A 19,011-nucleotide genomic window follows, 5' to 3' on the forward strand; every position below is an offset into this window, starting at 1 on the left:
GTTTCGGCTTCTGCACGGGCACATTCGCGCAGGGAGCGCGTGGAGCTAATCTGACGCAGCTCACCAGCAATGGGCTCATCCCCGCTTGCGCGGGGAGCACACCGAGCGCCTTGCCGACCTGACAGCGTCGAGGTCAACGCCACCGAAGTAGCCGACGCGCTCCTTCCCGTCGACCAGCCCACCGCCATTCGTCGGTCGCCGAACCGCAGTCGGCGCACAAAGTCCGGACGTGAGATCCCATCGCGGTCGGAACATACATCCGGCAACCGACCGAGACCGGTCGCGCGAAATTATCCGACCTGCTGACTCGTTTCCGCACCCAGCGCGAGCAGGCGAGACAGATCGGCGGGCCGAGCGAACGTGTCAGCGAATGCGTTCGCGAGCGCGGGGTCTCCTTGGGCAGCCATCAGGAGCTGCTGCAGTTCGGCCGGCGGAGCGAGAACAGCGTCTGTCCAGCGTGCTGCGGGATGAGCGGTCCCGGTAAGCCAGGGTGCCGCGGCCGCCTCCATCCAGGTTCGGTCGAACGGCCCCGCAGGACCGGCCAAAATCGCCGAGGCGTAGTCAGCCGCACAATGGGCCGCGTTGTTTGCGCCCTGCGCACCGCCGGGGTCCATCCGGCACACCACATCACCACCGCCGAGGATTGGCTGCCCGGAGGGAAGTACTCCCACCGGGCGCCGCACGGTCGGGGTGACGCCGCCGACCGCGACGGCGCCGCCGTCGGTCAGTTCGGCCGCGCGATAGCGGTCGGCGAGGTCAGCGGGCAGCGTCTCCCCGAGCAACCGTACGGCCCGACGCCACCGTTCGGCCGGCGACTCATACATACCGAAGGCATCGAGCGGCCCCCCGGGCAGCGCTTCGATCAAGAGCATCTCGCAACACCGTTCCTGCCCCGGCGCGCCGGTGAAACCCGGATAGGAGATGACTTCGCCGAGTCCGGGCAGCGACACATACATGCCATAACCGTCGGGATCGGCCGCGACACCGTCCAGGTAGAAAACCGCTAGCCGCCGAGCAGGTTCCCCAGGCGCTGGCCATCCGGGGTCGACCGGAAAATACGCGGCGAGCTCCGCAGAGGCGCGGGTGACCACGGTCAGATCGGCACGAGCTGCCCGGCGCTCGAGTTCGGCCGTCGAAGGATCGGCGATCTCCAGTTCCCCACCTGCATCCACGTAGTCAGTGAGCCACCGCGCGAAAACGGTGCGCTGATCTACGCTCTGCGCCGGGCGGCTCAATCGACCGGACCACCCCAGGACCCGCTGACCCTCCATCACCATGGCCAGCCGGATGCCCCGGATCTCAGGTGCCCGGGCACGCCAATGTCCAAGTCCCGCATCGGCCTCCAGGTCGAGGGTGCGCGGGAACTTGAGCTGAGTGCTGGTCACCGTACCGTCTAGAACGCTCGCAGCGTCGCGCGCGGCGACCAGCGTGACCGGCAGACCACCTCGCAACAGCCGATGCGCCAGTGGCAGTCCGCATTCACCCGCTCCCAGAATCTGAATGCTACCCATAACCGTGCCCTTTCTCGGCTGATCCCCTGGTGTGATCGTCGGCGAATAGGTAGGACCAGCACATCGGTATCGGCTGCGCATAGTCGGCCTGTGATCACCTGCGCGGCCGCTGTCGGCTCGCGTCTGCGGTTCTTCGTCGATCTGTCCGGCGTCTCTGGACCGGCCCACACACCAGTTATCTGCGACGGCGGCCGGTCTCCACGGGTGGAACTCGGACCCTTTGGCATATAGGTGTACTGATGTGCGAGGTTCGAACGCGGCTGGCTGGTGGGTGTTCGCCGAGCGCTGCATGGCCGCGCTGAGCGTTCCTTATGTTCGTCGCGGCACGGAGGCGGCGCAAGCGTGCGCACGCCGCCGAGGGCGCTAGGGCACCGAGCTGGCGGCGAGCGGCCCGCAGCAGCGGGCCGGCACTGTCGCTGAAGCCGCCTCCAGGACAAGCTCTAGCCCCGAACCTGCTGCGTGTGGTCGAGCGCCGAGATCCGCATCATCCACTGCGCGCCCCGCGGTGCTCCATAACCGCATCGCCCACCGTTCCGGGCACGACCCGACCTGCGCGTGCACAACGACGCGAGCCCGCTCGCCGAGATCGCCGGCCGGCCGCCACGCGCACTGCTCGTTCCTCGTGTCGGTGAGTACTGGTGTGGACCTGTGGCAGCCCGGAATTCGAACATTCCGATCTGGTCCACCGGCGGCGTTCTCGCGTCCTCCTGTGTTGAGCCGACCACGGCAGGCGCCACCGTGAGGGGACTCCGCGATCGCCCTGGTGACGGGTGCGCGACGATTCAGAGCAGAGTTGGGTCGTTGCAGCGCATCAGGTGCGCCTACGACGGCAGGTGCTTGGCCAGTGTCCCGAAATATCTATGCCCGCCCCATGCTTGGCGGCTCCCGATGACATACAGGCGCCGCTTTGCCCGGCTCACGGCGACGTTGAGCAGGTTCGGAGTGCTGGATGCCCAGGCCCGCGAACCCGAGCTCGCGGGATTGCTGCCGAGCACGAGGATCACCACGTCGGCCTGCTTGCCTTGCGCGGTGTGGACTGTTCCTGCTACCAGCCCTGGGTATTTTCGTGCGCGGGCACGAAGTTGGCGGGAGATATCGCGGAACGGCCCGACTACCATGACCTCGGACATGTCGAAGTCGAGATCGGCCAGGCTGCGCAGGATCCGGTCGAGGTATTTGCCTTCGTCAGGGATCCAATGTCCCTGCGCGTAGTCGCTGACGATATCAATCCACTTCGATCCCGGAAGCGTGGGGTAGTCGGCAGCGAACTTCTCGGAGGCTCCTGACCCGGTGCCGTTGATCATGAACCCGTCGTAGGCGATCGTGTTGACGATGTCGAACATCGGCTGGTCGCAGCGTCGATGCACCGACAGAGGGACACCGACCCAGTTCTTTCCGGCGGCATCGGGAAGTTCGGTACCCAGGGCGGTCAGCCGGTCAGCGAGCCGCTGGACCGAGGTGCGGCTCGGTGACCATTGTTCATCGACGCCCAACTCGTGACGGATTCCTTGTTCGGCGCTGAAAGGAAGGCTGGTGATCGGTTCGAGCTGCAACGGATCGCCGACCACAACTGCGCGTTTAGTCCGCCACAGTGCGCCGACCGCGCTCTGCGGAGTGGCCTGCCCGGCTTCGTCGATCAGTAGCCAGCCGAGTGCTTCACGACCCAAGTGGCTGAACAGCCGGCCGTAGGAGGCGAACGTTGTGGACACGACGGGCACCACGAAGAACAGGCTCTGCCACGCAGCCTGGGCGGCCTCCGGCGGGATGTTCGCCGGCGCTGCGCCGACCAGGATGTCGATGGCGGCCTGCAGGTTTCGCTGCAGAATCTGCGCGGAATGCTGCAAGAACGTTCGATGCAGGGTCAAGGAGGCGAGGAACAACTCGCTGCGTGCACGGTTCCATTCATGATCGGTCCACGGGGCGGTCACCTCTCGTGCTTCGCGGTCGTGCCACCAGGCGCTGCCCGGAAAGTACCGTCCCAGGGACGTAGCCGAATCGTCGAGTTGTTGTGCGAGCGTCGCCAGGTCGCGCGCACAGGCGGACCTGGCGGCGTCATGGACTCTTTCAGCATGTAGGGCTTGCTCGAGTTCTTCCTCCGCGCTGGCGAGGTCGCAGCGGGCGGTTTCCAGGGGTGCGTGGGTGAACGCGAGGTGGGAGACTCCGGCGGCGAGCGCCTGCTCTGATTCCAGCGCGGTACGCGCTTGTTCGACGGCGTCACTTGCGCGGTCGAGCTCTGACTGAATGTCGTCGTATCGGTCTTGCGCCTGCTGACGGTCCTGTTGCGCGGTTGCGTATTCGGTGGCGAGCCAGGCGGCGTGCTGACGCCAGTCGCCGCGCGCGGCGCCCAGGGTCCACACCGTTTTCCACCGGCCCGGTCGGGCTGTTTGATGTGCGGCGCGGGCATCCCATCGCTGTCGAAGCTCGGATTCCCGGGCTTCGACTTCGCGTTTCGCTGCTGCCAAGCGCCCGTCTCTGATCCGGTCGGCGTGGGCCTGTCGGGTTTGCAGAGTTTGTTCGGCGATGGCCACACGTTCGCGAACGGCACGCTCGGCCTCCTCCACACGCACTCGACGAAGCTTGTCGGCCTCGAGCTCGAGCACTCCAACGGACTCCGCCGCCGCAGTGGCGCGCTGACGCGCCGCGGCAACGCGCCGAGCCACCGCCGGGTGCATTTCATCCAGTCCGGCCAATTCCCGTTGCTTGCGTGTCTGGCGCTCGATGTTCTGGTGGGCTGTGGCCCTGGAGAGTCGCAGGGTCTCGACCCGCTCGACGGCCCGGGTGAATTCCGCTCGCGCCTGTGTCCAGGTCAGCGCGGGGAGGGTCTGTCCGAACTCCTCAAGCACCAGCCGCATGCCGCGCCAATCTCTGGCGGGCTCGGTGTCACCGGCGGCGACGGATTCGTCTGGCTTGTGGTACCAGAATCTGTCGGCGAACCGTGAACGGTTGTCTTTGTTGCCGAGGCGGGCGGCCACCAGTGCCCACCCGGTCAGCGGGTCGGTCAGCGGAGGTGGCGGCGGGTCCTTCGGCATCAGCAGGGCCGAGGCGATCTCTGCGAAATATTCGATCTCTGCGGCACTGTCGCGCCAGCAGTCGGCGATCGCGTCCGCGGCGGGGATCTCGTCGGTGACGTTTTCCACTGCGCCGTTGTTCGCGGAGGCGACAACCATCTCGAACCCTGTCAGCTCCGGTCGCCACTCGCGGACCACCCGCGTGTATTGACCGGTCTTCCATCGCCGTTCCTGCTCGAGGAACGCGTCTGCCGGGTCGGACAGAGCGGCCAGGCGCTTCGCGCGGTGGGTGATGATCTCGGCGACGAGGTCGCGCAGCATCGTCGTCTTGCCCGTCCCGGGTGGACCGTTCACACCGACGATCCCGGTGTCGGGCATGGTCAGCGCGGTGTTGACTGCCAGTTGCTGATTCAACGCGAGTGCGTGCGTGGGATCGCTGAGCCACCGCCCGCTGGGGATGGCCTGCGGCGCGGTCCTGGCCGCCACCGCTTCCAGGTCGTTGCGCACGTCGATCCTTGCCGACGACCGGATCTCGCTCATGGGCAGCAGATAGTGCGCCAACGCTGGCCCGATGTCGGCCTTGCCGACCTTTTCGGCCACCAGTCGAAGATCCTGCATCAGGAAACTGTTGAGGAAGTCGGTCTCGCCGGCGCGCCCGGAGGCCTTGCGCGAGACGACTTTGCTCTGGATCCGGATCTCCGCATGGGGTAACGCTGCGCCGATTCCGATCGTTGCCGCAGCTGTCTCCAGACATTTGACGAGCATGTCCACGTCCAGGACGCGCCGCTCCGGCTGTTTGGACGGCACTGGCGGCGCTTGTCCCGCCGTTGATTCCGATTGCGGTTGCTGCGGTTGCGCCGATTCCGGCGCGGTGACGATCTTCAACCAGTCGCGGGTGAAATCCATCGACGAATCCTGGAATTCGGCCACCCAATCCCGGTCCGGCCCCTCCCGCAGGACCGTAGCCACGGCCCAGCCGCAGCTCGACAACACCACGGAGTCATCGATCGCTCGCCCGTCCTCGCCGACCGCGAACGCCGCCAGGGCACTTTCGCCACCCGGTCGTTCGTCGTAGCTCTCCGGGTCCGGTTCGAATACCGAGGCCAGCAACTCGCCGGCCCTCTCGAGCTGGTAGATGCCTAGGTAGACGATGTGCTGCCACGCCTGGTTGGGTCGCAGGCCCCGACCGGCGAGCTCGTGTCCAGGCTCCCACGGCAGAGGTTGGCCGTCCTTCAGGGCGAACATCAGACGCTCCTGGTCGACCTTGTCCACCTTCTGCGGGTTGAACATCTCCGTGGTCAACCAGAAATCGACGATCCCGGCACGCCTCGCGTCGACGCCGAACGCCATCCGCAGCCTCCCCTCCACAGCACCGTTTCCCACCGCAGTCCATCATATTCCGGTCGAGCGCAAGTCGGAGACGACAGTCAACCACCCGACACACTCGGCCCGAGGTCGCGTCGACGCAGGTCTTCCGCCTGTCCACTACCCGCAGGGTGTTCGAGGGTAGGTCGGCAGCAGGTGCTTCAATCCAAACGACAGTAGACTCCGCGGCCGTCGTCGCGACCGAAGCCGGACCGGCTGCACGACAGTCGACCCGTGGCAACTGGACCACACGCGAAGCGCCTCGTTCACACGACCAGCCCAGCCGCGCTTGGAGCAGGCTCCGGCCTGTTGGCGGGTGCCGTGATCGCGGTGACTCGACCCGCGTCATTTCCGCTTATACCGGCCTGTCGACCTCAAACCGGGCTCGCGGTCCGTCTGGTCCGAACGTCGACGAGAATATTCAGGGCGACGAACCTCGTTTGGTCTCAAGGCACAAGGAAAGGGCTGGGCACACCCGGAGCGGCGCTCACCCGAAGAGCACCGAACCCGATTCCCGCCAGACCGTTGTATAGACCCGGCACCTCGAGATCGCGCTGAATGCCGCAACGCCAACCTTCCTCGGTGATCGAGTCGACGACTGTTGCCGCGTGTCGGCGCAACCGCGTCCACAGCTCTCCGTCCGCACGATCGGAAGCGACAGTCACAGCGAGTTCCAAGCTGCCGAAGTCACCGTGGCACAGCGAATTTCCATTGCCGAAGCCGCTCCGCAGAGTCGTCTCCAGCGCCGCTACCATGTCGGACTCCACGCCGTCGTCGGCACAGTGTCTCAGGATGTGTAGGCGGGTGAGGCCGATACCGACAGCACCGTGACACCAGGCGATGGTGTTGCCTTCGGTATCGGTCCAGTCGCCGACTTTCTCCGTGGCAGGACCTTCGTGTCCGGAGAACCGCCGAATATCGCGCCAGTTACCATGTTTCGGCTCGAACAACCGCCGTTCGTAGTCCACTGCCAACAGGGCCGCATCGAGATAGGTCTCGTCCCCGAGCAATTCGCTCGCACATACCAGTGCCGAGGCGATTCCGGACGCGCCATGACCATAACCTGCCAGCGGCTCCTCAACGAGGCCGAGCTCGTGCATGCGCCGCGGCATCCACGCCGCGTTCCCCGACCCCGCACCCTGGGCCGTCAGCAGCCGATCGGCCGCGTCACGAATGACATCGAGAATGTCTGCGTCGCCGCTGATCCGGGACAAAGTACCCGCGCCGAGCAACGCGCCTGCGGCGCCGTCGATCACTGCGAAGTCCTCGTCGCGAGCAATCAAAGGCGGCATCGCGGCCACGAGCGACCGCGCGATGGCAATCAAGCCATCGTCCGCCCACAACGCACCGAGCTGCGCGAGCGCGTACACCGCGCCGCCGAGCCCAATCAGACCCAGCACATCCGTACCACGGCCGAATCGACCGCGGCGAAGTTGCTGTACCGCGGCACCGGCCGCTCGCCGCGCCAGATCGCGGTACTCGGCGTCACCGCTGACCTCCGCATAGTGACCAAGGAACAGCGCGATGCCGAGTCCCCCTGCATACAGGTCCGGGCCCGTTACTCCGACCTGCCAATTGGTCTCCGCGCCGGTCCGGACGCCGAGCCAGACCGCGCCCTCGGAATCGCCGACTGCCAGATCAACCAGGCGCTCAGCCACGGCCTGCGCCACCCCATACAACGGCTCGTCGTCTATCGGCGTCGCAGCTGGCGCGTGTGCGTCGCGCGCGACCGCGACGGGTTCATCCCAACGAACACCGTTGCTCAACATGCATGCCCGGATCAGCCAGATCTGCCGCGCGAGGTCCTCGTCACCGAGCCGCTCAAGTGCCTCGTTGAGCAATTGCCAACCGGAGGTCACACCGGTGTCCAGGACAACAGCGCCCTGATCATCCAAAACCTCGGTGCCATCGACTCGCGCGTCGAAGGCGGGAATGTCGACAGCCCACAACGCACGTCGCTCGCTCTCGGTCACCGCGGCCAGTCCTGGCTTGGTGGCGACCTCCCGCCACAACAGGTCGAAGTGTTCCTCCAGATCCCACCGGTTCCGTAGCAGTCGAGGATGAAACGACATCCCGAGAATCAGTCCGTAGGTGCTCGTGTCTCGAAGGAGGACGCGGACCTGGTCCGTGCGAAACGCAGCTAATGGCCCGTCCTGGCGCGTCAACGCGTCTCGATTGCGCCCGAGGAGCGTGTACACCTCGGTAAATCCGACGAGGACGGAATCCACATAGTCCCGCAGTCGGACAACGTGGTCGGGTTGATTGTCACCGCGCGGCACCGCCGCCTTGCGCAGTCGAATCCGCATCCGGTCGGTGCCGGGGGCTTCGACGTGTGGGATGCGAATCGAACTCGCCCCCGCCCCGTCCTGAACACTCATCCCCGATCGGTCTGCCCAGCCGTAGGGGCCGGCAGGCAACAGGCCTGCGTGGATCACCGAGCTTCCGAACAGCTCGTCTGCGGCGGTCTCTGCCACCGACCGATTGCCGGATCGCAAGACTTCGAGACGCGGTTGCAGCAGGGTCTCCAGGTCGATCAAGACCGGCTGATCACCTGCGGCGATCAGATTTTCGGCGTTGGCGTCGCTGGCATGCAACACATAGAGCAACGCCAGCAGCGCGCCTTGGCGCCGATAGAAGGTGCGCAATTCGATGGACCCTGTACACGGCCAGGCCTGGACGTACTCCATCCAGCCGTAGTCGCCCCGATCGAAACATCGCACGGTGCGAAGGTTCAATCCGTCAGTCCGCTCGTTCACCCATTCGAGCAGATCCTGGAAATGCGCGTCGACGCCGAACGGTCGGGGTTTGTACACGGCCTTCCAGCCGGAGGAGAATTCGATCACCGCAACCGACCGGGAGCTCCGATGCGAGTCCCCCAGCCCCGCTCGAACAGTTGCCAGATGCCCGAGGGATGCAGGCGCCCCGAGCGTTGTCAGGAGTTCGGGCAGGTCGGTGACGAGCCGTTCGAGAAGTTCCACCGCGAACGCCTGCCAGAGTTCCGCAACGGTGTGCAAGCGTTGCGCCAATAGCGGGAACTCGTCGAACAACGCGCGGCGTCTCCCGGGCTCCGTGAATCGCGCGACGGCTTCGGCGAACCGATCAGCAGGCTCCTTGGCAACGGACGGGTTCGCCGCGTGCTCTTTGGCGAGCTCCGCCACCATGCTGCGGTGCAGCATCGTGTCCAGTCGCACGGCCAGCGAGTTTCGCACAAGGTCCCTCACCAACTCTTCCCGATCGGCGAAAACAGACGACACGTTGCTATCCGTGTCGACCAGCAGCTCGTCCATACGCGCGCAAACGTTTCTGTATGCCCGCTCGAGTAGGCATCCGACCGTCACGAGAAACGGTCGCTCTTGATCCCAAGGGCTGTCGGGGTTTTCACACAGCGACTCCGAGATCGCGTCCAGCGCCTGAGGCATCGGCTCCGTCAGCAATGCCAGCAGCCGCTGTTCATCGAGATCGGCTGTCGTCAGACGCAACTGCCACAGCTCTTCTCCACTCAGAACGGCACCGCATTCCGCAGTGCCGTTCGAGCCGCCCACTTGGAACGGAATCCCCTTGCGCCACCTCGCCAACCGTTCAACGGGATTCACCGAAGAACTGTCCGTTGCCACGGCGCGTCGTCCTGCTACGAGCAGCAGGTCGGGAACGAAGAGAACGCCGTGTGAATAGTGGCGAGTGAGGTTGCCTGCATATCCTGCAACCGAATGAATTCCAGGACTTCGTCTTCGAGGTCCCCAGCCGCGTCGAATCCGACTCGAGCCGTCTCCTGAACCGCAACACCGGACATGTGCATCAATCCTTCGGCTTCGCTAGTGGGCGATGGGCTCATCGCCCACTCTGACGTTACGCCGCCGACCTGACACGTCTATTCCCACAGCTGGGCAGCAAGCCGCTGGCTGCCAATTCTCGCAGTCCCAGAAGGGCCGGGCGGTACTCGAGGTGACCATCGCAGACACCGGCGCGTACTCGGCGGGAGACTACCGGCTACGAGACCCGGCCGCCTGCCCGCCACGAGTGAACACAGTCGAACTGACCAGCGTCATCGGCCCCGGCTCCTCCCGCAAAGCACTGACCAGCAGTGCCGCATCGGTCCGGCGGTTGCCAACGAAAGGCACGTCTTTCAGGGGCTGGTCATCAATTCCAAGCCGTCACCTTCGTCGCGTTCGACCGCGTGGAAGTGGGTATGAGGAGCAGATTGAGTTGCTTCCACACCGCGGGAAGTGACCATGTCGCGGGTCAGGTCCACAAAGTTTCTCATTGTCATGGCGGCGATATCCGGGCCTGAAGTCCCATCGTGGCCGACACGGGCGCCGATATCACGTGTGTGCTCGGTGGCGACGACCAGTTGGTGTTTACCATCTTTGACGGGGTCCAGCGGCACGAATGCCATCCCGTTGTCCCAGCGTTTGGTCACTTCAGCGGGTATGTTGCCGTCGATGATCTTGTCGAATATGCAAGGTTCTTCGGGTAGTAGTTTGTCGTGAATCTTCCCGCCTTGCTGTTTAGACCAATGCAATTTGAGGCCGTCATCACGTGTGCGCGGCATCACGTGGACAGGCCCGAAGTCGGAACCCAACCCCCGACGGCACGTGATGACATTGGCAGCCGAATGCTCAGCAGCGAGTTCGGCGGCGTAGGCCACTCTGGCCTCCACCGAGGCACCGGATGGACCGTCGGCAACAACGATGAGGTGCCCCTCGGTGAGAGCGTCGTCCGGTGGCACAGCAACTGCACCGTCCCAACGACGGTAGACATTCTTCTCATCCCAGGTCCAGTCAGGTACGGAAAACCCGGGAATATGGTGCCTGGAGTCGGCGCCATGCACGGAAATGTTGTGCCGTACCGGATTCACCTCCCAGCGCGTCCCACTTCGATCGTGGGAGTGCGCTACGTGCGCCCCGCTCAACTCGTCGACACGAGTGTATGAGCGACCCACGCTCACAAGAAACCGCGCGCCCATTCGATCGCCACGGACGGGCGCGGCGAGGTGGCGGGTCACGCGAGACGCCTCGAAGTCCAGCTTTTCGGTCGCGTGCAGCAGAGCCTTTACTATCCCTGTCCCCAGCATCGCGCCCCGCGCCCTCCCTGCGTTCCAGACTCGCTCGCACCACTGCGTTCCAAAGGCCCCTACCGCAACCCGAACGTGAAACGGCCACACTGTCGTTCGGCCAAGCGATCAGCGGCGAAACCAGTCCCTCATCCCGACCAGGCTATGTCCGCGCGCGCTGACAGTCCACACAGCCGGGTCTCGATAGTATTGCCGCCGATACGACTATCGTCCCGAGTCGGCCTGACGACGTCGACCAAGCTTCCTGACGTACCGACCTGTCTGGACACGATCTGCGCGCGGACCCCGCCGGACAGCCGGGTCGTGGTCGAATTGAACTGGCGCAGCCCTTCATCGGATGTGTCACGGGGTGCCAATCGCGAGCACCACCCGAAATCGCCCCTGTGAAGCGTTGAGGACTTGACTCACGCAACCATGCGTGCCCGTACTCCTTGTCCAGCGGTCTCGCGAGAAGCTGAACGTCCCGGGTCGCGAGGATGCCCGCCTGCGTGCATCGAGGCACTGTTGCTGGCCGGCGATCTCGACAGCAACCCATCCCGGATACAGCTCTCCGCGCCAAGTTCGAGAGCGGCCCCATCGATTACGACCTGCTCGTGCGCCGAGCCTTTCAGCTCCGGACACCGTCAGAGCGCGATCGGCGAGCACTCTCGATGAAGTGCTGTGCCGCTGAGGATCTCTTGCTCCGTATCCACTACACCCCAAACCGTCGAAGACGGTCCAGGCCGCATACTCGAGACAGCAACAACGCCACGGCGCCAAAGAGGTCTCGGAGTGCCGATGATGGTCCACCACACTCCATCTGCGTCGAGCAGGATGGTGGTGCACGGGGCAGCATTGCGTCGGATACAGGGCGACACGGACTGAAACGTGATCACCGTCTCGTTCGACAAGCACGAACCCCTGCAAACTCCGGCTCGTCCTGACACTTCCGACTTGCTCTCCGCGGCATGAGATAAGACCCTCTTCTCGGGCAACCCCCGTGTGCTCGATGGTTGAGCCAGGCATGCGGGATGCGCAACATCCAAGCGCGCTGCCACCCTAGACTGCCGATCACCTTGGCCCGCTGCCAACGGTCGCTGAAACCCGCGATTTACGTGAGCAATTCAGACGTGAGATAGTGGTCCAGACGCTGGATTCGCCAAGCCGGAGCACTGGCCCATACCTCGAGCAGACAGGAACAAGCCCCATGGCACGCAAAGTGGTCGTCAAAATAGTCGATGACATCGACGGTTCCACACCCGCTACTGAAACAGTCACCTTCGGCATCGATGGTGCCCTCTACGAAATCGACCTCTCAGACAGCAACGCGGCCAAGCTCCGGGACAGCCTGGCGCAATGGGTTACATGCGCACGAAAGACCGGCCGCACGGCGAAGTCCACCAGCCGAAACACTCCGGCACCGACGACGCATCCTCGAAACCGCAACGACCTCACCGCGATCCGGGCCTGGGCAGCTGAAAACGGCCACAAAGTTTCCGCGCGCGGCCGCATCGCCGCCGAGGTTGTGGACGCCTACAACCAGGCCGTTGCCTGACCATCACCGAATCGGAGTCGAGCCGAAACCAGCCTGCCTCCAACGTCTCGACATCCTCACCGCAAGCTCTTAGACGGCGGTGAGGATGTCGAATTCAGAAGTCTACGCGGAATTCAGGAAGATCCCGCCGACGCGGCCACCAAGGAGCCTGCGGAGGATGCAGCCTACGCATAGAACCAGGCTTCTCCGTCGAGTCCGGGGACCAGGCCGGTCCACTCGGTCTCTGCCTGGTACGCGCATCCGATCTGCAGGACTGTTGATTCGTCGAAGGGCCTACCGATGATTTGCATCCCAATGGGGAGTCCGGAAGTGGTGATCCCGCACGGCACCGACATCGCCGGTAGACCGGTCAGGTTCGCGGGCGCGCAGGTACGCACATAGGCATTGACCAACGGCTCAATCACACCGTCCGGCCAAGCGATCGCGTCCTCGCCGACCCGGGCGGCCGGGGCTGGCAAAGTGGGTGCCAATACCGCGTCGATTTCGTCGAACGCCTCCCGCCATGCTTGCTGCAAGAGCAGGCGGCCGCGCACAGCCCGGATGTAGTCGGTGGCCAGGAGCATCTCCCCTGCCTCGAGCATCACCCGCACGTCCTCTTCGTACAGGTCGCTCTGCTTCCGCAGGTTGCTCTGGTGATAGGCACTGGCCTCCGCGACGAGCAGTGCGTACTCGATGGGCATGCACTGATCGGTCATTGGCAAGCGGACCTCTTTGAGCCGAGCGCCCTGCGCCTCCAATGTCTCGGCCGCAGCTCTGAACGCCGCCTCGACCTCGGCGTCGATCCGGTCGAAGAAGTAGTTACTGGGGATCGCGATGGTCAGCTCGCGAACTCCGGCATCCAGACTTGCTCCATAGTCGGGCACGACGACATCGACGGAGGCGGGATCGCGGGGATCGTAGCCAGCGAGCGTTTGCAGCAGCAGGGCGGTGTCCGCCGCAGTGCGCCCCATCGGCCCGATGTGATCCAAAGACCAGCTCAGCGTTGTGGTGCCGAAACGCGATACCCGCCCGTATGTCGGCTTCAGCCCGGTGACGCCGCAGACGGCGGACGGGATCCGGATGGAGCCGGCGGTGTCGGTGCCGATCGCGCCCAGGACCATCCGGGCCGCCAGTGCCGCGCCTGAACCACCGCTCGACCCGCCCGGAATGTGATCGGTATTCCACGGGTTGCGCGTCGTCGGTGTGACCACACCGTAGGCGAACTCGTGGCTGTGTGTCTGTCCGATGAACACGGCGCCCGCACGATCGAGCCGCTCGACGACTGCGGCATCGGCGCGGGGAATATGACCGCGTCGAGTGCGGGAACTCGACGTTGTCTCAACGCCGGCCCGGTCGACCAGAGCCTTGACCCCGAGCGGTATGCCATGCAGCGCTCCGCGCCGACTGCCCGCCGCGAGTTCCTCGGTCGCGAGCGCGGCCTGCTCCAAGGCAGTTTCAGCGGTGAGCGCCGCGAAGGCACCGACCGCGTCCTCGTGCCGTTCCACCTGCTCGAGTACCGACTCGGTCAGTTCGACGGGAGAGAGCCGTTTGGCCGCGATCTCCTCGCTGGCCGCTGTCAGCGTCAATTCGCAAGGGCGCACCGCTGTCACCTCCACCGCGCATCGAACGCGGTCGCCGGGAAGGTATCTCCCAGCTCGATTTCCCCGAGGCAGTCGACGTTTTCATACACCACATCCAGCGTGGCCCCGACGATTGCGTGCCGGTCAGCGGCCAAGGGCAATCGGGCGAACAGCGACAGTTCATCAACCGGGGCTGTCGGGCGAGGATTCGGATTGATGTTCACTGCGCACTCCCGTCTTCGATCCCCTGATAGCGGGGCCGACTCGACACTAGCCGCGAGAAATCCCGGCACCTCGCCATCATTCCCAGCGCTGGCAAGTCGGCTTCACCGTGGAATTTGCGCCATCGAAGTCACTCGCCGCTGGACGACGCCACACCTGACCCGAGCCGCCTTGAGGACTATCGCATTCCTTCCCACCATTGGTGGTGCATGTGGGCCCCGGAAGCAATCACCTGTCCTACGGTTCCCGCACCTGAATGTGAGGACGGTGTGATGTGATTCTTAATGGTTCGAACGCGTGCACAGGCAAGTCGGACTTCGAAAGGCCGGTTGCAAAGCGGCGAGCCGGAGGCAATCCGAATGATCATCGCCGTCGAAACCGCTTGATGGCGCGCATGGCTACGCTCGCGATCATCACACCGGGCGCCACGCTGGCAGGAATCGGGCACGCTGCAGCTGATGTCGGAGGTCATTGCCTGTGGTCGGGCACGACGCACTCGACGGGTACCGAGATCGTCGCTGGTGGTATGTATTTCACCTGCCATTCGGGACCCTCGGGAGTTCCCGAGTGGCGTTCGAGCTCGGGCAATGGCTCACCGACTGTGGTGCCGAACCCAGGGGCGACCAGCAATCCTGCCGGTCTGTTCAGTGTCGGGGCTGTTCAGCCCGGCACCGAGTACAACGATTACTGTGTCGGTTCGCAACTCATCGACGGGAGCGAGGACGTTTACCGGGTGGTGTCGGATGCGAAGGGCTTCCTTTTCTGGAAGGCGGCGGGTCCGATTTCGCAGTGGCGGTTCGATCCAGGGCGCAGCAGGGTTCCGACGACCCAATCATCGGGCATCTGTGTGTACGAATCCCCGTCCTGAGCGACGTCGCCCTGGCTGAATTGACTGGGTGCGCTCGACTGATTCATTGCTCTCCGTCGGAGTCAGAACCGGGCTACCGTGGGTTGGACCGGCACAGCGAGCGGTCGTGCGAGTCGAGCAAGTGCGACGATCGCGAATGTGTCGACCGCGGCGTGGTTCAGGACTGGAGCTCTGTCAATTGAGCTTTGATGTCGGTCTTCAGCACCTTGCCGACCGTGGAGCGTGGTAGATCCGGCCAGATTTCGATGCGCTTGGGGGCCTTCACACTACCGAGTCGTTCTTTCACGAATCCCTGCAGCTCGGTTGCGGAAGCGCTGTGACCGGATCTGAGCTGGACGACCGCGGTGACAGATTCGCCCCATTTCGGATCGGGCAAACCGACAACCCCGCAGTCCCGCACGGCTGGGTGTGCGAGCAGTGCTTGTTCGACTTCGGCGGAGTAGACATTGAAGCCACCGGTGATGATCATGTCTTTGGCGCGGTCGACGATATAGAGAAAGTTGTCGGCATCGAGGTAGCCGATATCGCCGGTGTGATGCCATCCGTGGCGGCTCGCCTCGACAGTGGCTTCCTCGTTCTTGTAGTAGCCGGGCATCACCAGTGGGCCGCGTACGACGATTTCGCCGCGTTGCCCGGTGTCCAGCAGAGCGCCGTCGTCGCCCATGATCGCGACCTGCGTCAGCGGTGTGGGGTGTCCGACCGAGGACAGGCGATCGCGGGCGATCGACCCGTCAGCGCAGAAGTGCTGGTCCGGGGCGAGCGTGGAGATCATCATCGGGGCTTCGGATTGCCCGAACAGCTGGGCCATGACCGGCCCGATGCGGTCGAGCGCTTGTTCCAGCCGGGCGACGGAGATTGGTGCCGCTCCGTACCACAGGCACCGCAGCGAGGACAGTTCCGCGCGGTCGAGTTCGGGGTGATCCAGCAGCAAGTAGATCAAGGTGGGCGGGAGAAAAGTGTGGGTGATCCGGTGTCGCCGGACCAGAGTCAGAAACTCTCCCAGATCGGGGGCGGGCATGATGACGATCTCGCCGCCGAGGGTCAGTACCGGAAAACACAGCACCCCTGCGGCATGGGTCAGCGGCGCCAGTGCGAGGTACCGCGGGCGGTTTCCGAACGGAAAACTCATGAGAGTCAGGGCCGACATGGTCTCCATGTTGTGCCCGGTGAGCATGACTCCTTTGGGGCGACCCGTTGTCCCACCGGTCCCGACGATCATGGCGATGTCGTCGACCGGCTCTGCCTCCCACGGCCCCGATTCCAGACCAGATGTCCAATCATCGAAGGATACGGCTCCAGCGATCTCGGCTTCTTCAAGGCAGACCAGGACGGCCAACTTCGGCAGATCGTCGATGATCGCAGAAACCAGAGAAGTGAAGGACTTTTGGAAGATCAAGCACGAGCAGTCGAAGAGGTCAAGCAGGTCCCGGTTTTCAGCGGCCTCGTTCCTTGGGTTGATGGGGCACCAGACCGCCCCGGCCCTGGCCACACCGAACACGCAGCTGAAGGCGAGGGCATTGTTGGCGGACAAGATCGCCACTTTCGCGCCGGGACCCACACCGGACCGATGTAGCGCCCGGGCGACCTGCCACGACAGTCGTTGGACCGCGCCGTAAGTCAGCGTCTCGTCATTCATGGTCAGGCAGGGCGCATCAACGCCGAGCGAGGCGCCCTTGTCGAGATAGTCGGTCAAACGCACTGGTGATCCTCAGGTATCGACGATTCGGAGAAGACTTGGGGCTGAACGGAAAGGCTGTCGGCGCGCATCTGCGCCGACAGCCCCGCACAGTCATCCGTGGACGGTCAGAACAGGCTCCATGACCAAGCCGAAACTGCGGAGCGTACCCAGCAGCTCGCTATGGCCGAACGCTTGGCAACCGGAGGCGAACCCCACCCGCTGCGGAGCCTGTTGCAGCAGCGAGTGCGCCGCGTACGCCTGCAGAAGACCTGTCTGCTTGTAGTTGCAGTTTCCGTAGATCACGCAATGCGCCCGCCCCAGCGGACCGGAGGCGTATACCGAATCGAGCGAGGTGTTGATCCGCGGATTCTCCCGCGGCGGCATCTCGTTCATGACACCTGCGGCCTGTTCAGCGAGCACTGTGTACTTCTCTTCCACGGCCAGGTCTTTCACCTGCTCCACGACGGCTGCGACGATCTGCGGGACGCCCTGCATGAGTGCCCGGTTGAACACACCACCGAGCACCTTGACATTCGCTACGCGCGGATCCCGCTTGAACCACACGGGATGCGAGGTACCGCCCCACGGCAACGCGAGCTCGGTCTGATGCTGGCCGGGCACCGTCACGTCGTACAGGCCGGCATCGGCAGGCCATTCGACGTACTGGTTCTGTTCCAGGTAGTAGGCCTTCGACAACGCCGCGTTGACAAGAATGGTCCGGGTCGACGCGATCGTCGGGAAGCCCTTCCAGAAGACCTGGATGTCGAGTGTGTCCAGGCCGGGTGTTTCGAGACAGATATTGGCCGCGATCTCACCGGTGGTGTACATCTGCGCAAGCCCGGGACACAGCAACAGTCCGAGATCGGCCATCGCCTGGCCGTACTGCTCGTCGCAGGCAATGAGCCAGTCCTGCTCGCCGGTGGTGTCCAGATAGTGGGTGCCCGCGGCGATACAGGCTTCGACCACCTCGTGACCGTACTGCGCGAACGGGCCGACGGTATTGCAGACGACACTCGCGCCGGTGAACAGCTCTGTCAGCGGACCGACAGCATGCGCGACCTCCACCACCTCGTAGGTAGCGGTCTCGATGCCGGGGATCTTGTCCATCGCTTCCTGGACGCGTGCTTTATCGCGTCCGGCAGCGACGAAGGGCAGATTGTACTCGCGCAGGTATTCGCAGATCAGTCGGCCGGTGTAGCCGGAGGCGCCATAGACGATGACGGGCTTGGTGGTGCTCATAAGGTGGAGCCTTTCGAAGTGTCGGTAGCAGGTCGGTTTCGGGTCACATGCCCATGCCACCGTCGACCGGCAGGCCGGCCCCGGTGATGAATCGGGCGGCGTCGGACGCGAGGAAGACCACAGCGTCGGCCATGTCGGCGACTTCGCCGAGTCGCCCCTGCGGAGTCAGATCAACGACGGCGCCGACTGCTTCCTCGGGGCTGCCGAACAGCCCGAGATTCGCGACGTCCTGGGCCAGCTGGCTACCCATCTCCGTGGGAACGAGGCCGGGATAGATGCAGTTCACGCGGACGCCGTAACCGAGCTTGCCCGATTCCATGGCAGCCACCCTGGTCAGCCGGTCGACAGCAGATTTTGTCGCCGAGTACCCGGCGATCCCGGGAAAGGCGATGGTCGCGGCGACCGATGAGATGTTGACGACCGCTCCACCGCGGCCCGCCGCACCACCGGGTCTCATCGCCCGGAAGGCGTGCTTGATGCCGAGCGCGGTCCCGAGAACATTCACATCGAGCATGCGCCGCACTTCCTCGGGGTCGAGATCGACTATCAAGCTGGTGATTTCGACACCGGCGTTGTTGACCACGATGTCCAGACCACCGAGCGCAGCCACCGTGGTGGCGACACCGTGCCCCCACGCGGCGTCGTCGGTGACATCCAGCGCGACGAACTCGGCTGTCGCGCCGGACTCGCGCAACACCTCGACAGTCTTCTTGCCAAGGTCTTCGCGCACATCGCCGATGGCCACGGCGGCACCGGCTTGTGCCAGCGCGTGCGCCATACCCGCGCCCAGCCCGCGCGCGCCGCCTGTCACCAGGGCCTTTCGACCGGTCAGGTCGCATCCATTCATGACATCTCCTCCTCGAGATGAGTTCTCCGTGCGGCTAGTCACTGACATCGCCCAGCCGCACCTTCGAATGCGACGTGGATCACAGCCTAGCGCTGTTTTGACAGTCGTC

General features: G+C 64.5%; 11 protein-coding genes. 2 read left to right on the plus strand and 9 right to left on the minus strand.

Annotation, left to right across the window (positions count from 1 at the left end):
* Positions 1-290: 290 nt before the first annotated feature.
* From DFR69_RS18975 to DFR69_RS34045, 4 genes are all read right to left on the minus strand, one after another.
* Positions 291-1,511, minus strand: coding sequence for a styrene monooxygenase/indole monooxygenase family protein (locus tag DFR69_RS18975; protein WP_146229345.1), 1,221 nt, complete (start codon positions 1,509-1,511; stop codon positions 291-293).
* 821 nt (positions 1,512-2,332) lie between these two features.
* Positions 2,333-5,869, minus strand: a complete 3,537-nt coding sequence (locus DFR69_RS18980) for a DEAD/DEAH box helicase (RefSeq protein WP_208644011.1) — start codon at positions 5,867-5,869, stop codon at positions 2,333-2,335.
* A 461-nt stretch (positions 5,870-6,330) separates the two neighbouring features.
* A complete protein-coding gene (locus tag DFR69_RS18985) occupies positions 6,331-9,477 on the minus strand; it encodes a type 2 lanthipeptide synthetase LanM family protein (RefSeq protein ID WP_146229346.1) in 3,147 nt (1,048 codons plus the stop codon).
* A 530-nt stretch (positions 9,478-10,007) separates the two neighbouring features.
* Positions 10,008-10,712, minus strand: a complete 705-nt coding sequence (locus tag DFR69_RS34045) for an HIT family protein (protein ID WP_146229347.1) — start codon at positions 10,710-10,712, stop codon at positions 10,008-10,010.
* 1,429 nt (positions 10,713-12,141) lie between these two features.
* Here DFR69_RS34045 and DFR69_RS18990 point away from each other — a divergent pair.
* Positions 12,142-12,489, plus strand: a complete 348-nt coding sequence (locus DFR69_RS18990; RefSeq protein ID WP_110038919.1) for a histone-like nucleoid-structuring protein Lsr2 — start codon at positions 12,142-12,144, stop codon at positions 12,487-12,489.
* 164 nt (positions 12,490-12,653) lie between these two features.
* Here DFR69_RS18990 and DFR69_RS18995 read toward each other — a convergent pair whose 3' ends face one another.
* Positions 12,654-14,054 (minus strand): amidase, encoded by a 1,401-nt coding sequence (locus DFR69_RS18995; protein ID WP_244198349.1) that lies wholly within the window; start codon positions 14,052-14,054, stop codon positions 12,654-12,656.
* 20 nt (positions 14,055-14,074) lie between these two features.
* The gene (locus tag DFR69_RS19000) at positions 14,075-14,272 is read right to left on the minus strand and encodes a hypothetical protein (RefSeq protein WP_110038920.1); all 198 of its coding nucleotides are present in this window, start codon (positions 14,270-14,272) and stop codon (positions 14,075-14,077) included.
* Between the two features lie 392 nt (positions 14,273-14,664).
* Here DFR69_RS19000 and DFR69_RS34050 point away from each other — a divergent pair, with 392 nt between their 5' ends.
* The gene (locus tag DFR69_RS34050) at positions 14,665-15,138 is read left to right on the plus strand and encodes a hypothetical protein (protein ID WP_146229348.1); all 474 of its coding nucleotides are present in this window, start codon (positions 14,665-14,667) and stop codon (positions 15,136-15,138) included.
* A gap of 157 nt (positions 15,139-15,295) precedes the next feature.
* On the opposite strand, the gene DFR69_RS19005 is transcribed toward DFR69_RS34050, so the two are convergent.
* The 3 genes from DFR69_RS19005 to DFR69_RS19015 all read right to left on the minus strand — a co-directional run bounded on the left by DFR69_RS19005 (position 15,296) and on the right by DFR69_RS19015 (position 18,902).
* A complete protein-coding gene (locus tag DFR69_RS19005; protein WP_110038921.1) occupies positions 15,296-16,837 on the minus strand; it encodes an acyl-CoA synthetase in 1,542 nt (513 codons plus the stop codon).
* A gap of 90 nt (positions 16,838-16,927) precedes the next feature.
* Complete coding sequence (locus DFR69_RS19010) at positions 16,928-18,055, minus strand: DUF5938 domain-containing protein (RefSeq protein WP_110038922.1); 1,128 nt, start codon at positions 18,053-18,055, stop codon at positions 16,928-16,930.
* 43 nt (positions 18,056-18,098) lie between these two features.
* Positions 18,099-18,902 (minus strand): SDR family NAD(P)-dependent oxidoreductase, encoded by an 804-nt coding sequence (locus tag DFR69_RS19015; protein WP_110038923.1) that lies wholly within the window; start codon positions 18,900-18,902, stop codon positions 18,099-18,101.
* Between the last annotated feature and the right edge of the window lie 109 nt (positions 18,903-19,011).

The organism is Nocardia neocaledoniensis, assembly GCF_003182135.1.
Classification (GTDB): Bacteria; Actinomycetota; Actinomycetes; order Mycobacteriales; family Mycobacteriaceae; genus Nocardia; species Nocardia neocaledoniensis.